Annotated in this window: 1 protein-coding gene and 11 tRNA genes; 11 read left to right on the top strand and 1 reads right to left on the bottom strand. The window is 42.4% G+C overall.

What is annotated here, in order from left to right; all coding sequences use genetic code 11:
- Nucleotides 1–172: 172 nt before the first annotated feature.
- The 11 genes from V7659_RS21370 (at nucleotide 173) to V7659_RS21320 (ending at nucleotide 1,144) form a co-directional block, all read left to right on the top strand.
- A tRNA-Met gene (locus V7659_RS21370) sits at nucleotides 173–246 on the top strand.
- A gap of 3 nt (nucleotides 247–249) precedes the next feature.
- Nucleotides 250–323: transfer RNA gene (locus V7659_RS21365), tRNA-Asp, on the top strand.
- A 46-nt stretch (nucleotides 324–369) separates the two neighbouring features.
- Nucleotides 370–442, top strand: a tRNA-Phe gene (locus V7659_RS21360).
- Between the two features lie 11 nt (nucleotides 443–453).
- Nucleotides 454–538 (top strand) — tRNA-Tyr (locus tag V7659_RS21355).
- A gap of 5 nt (nucleotides 539–543) precedes the next feature.
- Nucleotides 544–617 (top strand) — tRNA-Trp (locus V7659_RS21350).
- Between the two features lie 15 nt (nucleotides 618–632).
- Nucleotides 633–708: transfer RNA gene (locus V7659_RS21345), tRNA-His, on the top strand.
- 19 nt (nucleotides 709–727) lie between these two features.
- Nucleotides 728–813: transfer RNA gene (locus tag V7659_RS21340), tRNA-Cys, on the top strand.
- Nucleotides 814–824: 11 nt separating this feature from the next.
- A tRNA-Gly gene (locus V7659_RS21335) sits at nucleotides 825–898 on the top strand.
- Between the two features lie 9 nt (nucleotides 899–907).
- Nucleotides 908–984 (top strand) — tRNA-Ile (locus tag V7659_RS21330).
- Nucleotides 985–990: 6 nt separating this feature from the next.
- Nucleotides 991–1,065 (top strand) — tRNA-Asn (locus V7659_RS21325).
- A 5-nt stretch (nucleotides 1,066–1,070) separates the two neighbouring features.
- Nucleotides 1,071–1,144: transfer RNA gene (locus tag V7659_RS21320), tRNA-Arg, on the top strand.
- A gap of 310 nt (nucleotides 1,145–1,454) precedes the next feature.
- On the opposite strand, the gene V7659_RS21315 is transcribed toward V7659_RS21320, so the two are convergent.
- Nucleotides 1,455–1,944, bottom strand: a 490-nt coding sequence (locus V7659_RS21315) for a LysE family translocator (RefSeq protein ID WP_335542088.1), incomplete at its 5' end; no start/stop codon positions are given.

Below are 1,944 nucleotides of genomic sequence, written 5' to 3'. Positions count from 1 at the left end.
TCCCTCTTCCTCCTCCATTATTTTTATTGTCGCGGGGTGGAGCACGTTCGAATATGCTACTTCGAATCATCTACAGCGCAACGATTGAGCCGCTGCTTGAATAAGCTTTCTGAAATCGGGGCGGTCAGTAACAAAATATGGAGCATGCTCCAAAATTAATAATTTCTATTATCGCGGGGTGGAGCAGTCTGGTAGCTCGTCGGGCTCATAACCCGAAGGTCGCAGGTTCAAATCCTGTCCCCGCAATATGGTCCGGTAGTTCAGTTGGTTAGAATGCCTGCCTGTCACGCAGGAGGTCGCGGGTTCGAGTCCCGTCCGGACCGTACTTTTATGCCAGTAGGTAACTGCTGTTGATATAGATTTTTGTGTGGCTCAGTAGCTCAGTTGGTAGAGCAAAGGACTGAAAATCCTTGTGTCGGCGGTTCGATTCCGTCCTGAGCCACCTTTTTATATGGAGGGGTAGCGAAGTGGCTAAACGCGGCGGACTGTAAATCCGCTCCCTCAGGGTTCGGCGGTTCGAATCCGTCCCCCTCCACCATGTATAGGGGTATAGTTTAAAGGTAGAACGAAGGTCTCCAAAACCTTTGGTGTGGGTTCAATTCCTACTACCCCTGCCAAATGATTCTATAATGGCGGTTGTGGCGAAGTGGTTAACGCATCGGATTGTGGTTCCGACATTCGTGGGTTCGATTCCCATCAGCCGCCCCATTTATTTTATAAGTTATTTGGCTATAGCCAAGCGGTAAGGCATCGCACTTTAGGTCGAGGTCTGCAAAACTTTTATCCCCGGTTCAAGTCCGGGTGTTGCCTCCAATTTAAGAAATGCGGGTGTAGTTTAGTGGTAAAACCTCAGCCTTCCAAGCTGATGTTGTGAGTTCGATTCTCATCACCCGCTCCACATAAATATGGGCCTATAGCTCAGCTGGTTAGAGCGCACGCCTGATAAGCGTGAGGTCGATGGTTCGAGTCCATTTAGGCCCACCATATTGTTCCGCAGTAGCTCAGTGGTAGAGCTATCGGCTGTTAACCGATCGGTCGTAGGTTCGAGTCCTACCTGCGGAGCCATAAATGCGCCTTTAGCTCAGCTGGATAGAGCATACGCCTTCTAAGCGTAGGGTCAGAGGTTCGAATCCTCTAAGGCGCGTAAAAAACTATCGCCTACCTGGCATTTTTCAACCTCTTATATCGTTTTAGTCTAACGGTCAGTATAACGGTCATGTAAGAAATTACACCGATTATTGACTTTAGTACTTAACGATATAGGAGGTTTTTTGTTGTGACCAAAAGAAAAGAATATTAGATAAGGATGGAATCGAAATGGTTTCATCCTTTTATTATAATTACATAGCAGAATTGTGAAGGATTGCACTTAAACGAGTTTATAAAAAAATGTCAAAAAATAAGACCCTTCGATTTTGTAAAATCAAGGGTCTTACAATATAAAGAAAAATCATCTAATTATGAGCCTTTTCAAGGGCTAGTTTTATACCAAAGCCAATCAGTATAGTACCTGTGATTCCTTCGATAATATTTTGTGTTTTAGGTTTTTTCATAAAAGCACTAATCTGATTAATTAAAGAGACATAAAGTAAAAACCATATGGCAGTCAAAATAGTATATGTGAAACCCATTATAAGAAACGGTATAATGGTATTGTTGCCAGAATCCACGAATTGAGGTAAAAAGGTTAAGAAAAAGACAGCAACTTTGGGATTTAAGATATTGGTAAGGAATCCTTGTTTAAAACAAGAGGTGTTTTTAAACTGGCTTTTTATATCCATCTCAATACTTGCAGCTTCACCCTTTTTCTTCAAAGACCATAATGCCTTAATACCAAGATAAATTAAATAAACAGCACCAACGTATTTGAAGACAGAAAACAATAACGCTGATTTCACAATGATTGCTGAAAGTCCTAATATAGCAGCAGAAGTATGGATAAGA

Origin of the sequence: Neobacillus drentensis, assembly GCF_036966985.1 — a bacterium.
In the GTDB taxonomy this organism is placed as follows: Bacteria; Bacillota; Bacilli; order Bacillales; family Cytobacillaceae; genus Neobacillus; species Neobacillus drentensis_E.
This window is presented reverse-complemented; position numbering and strand designations above follow the sequence as displayed.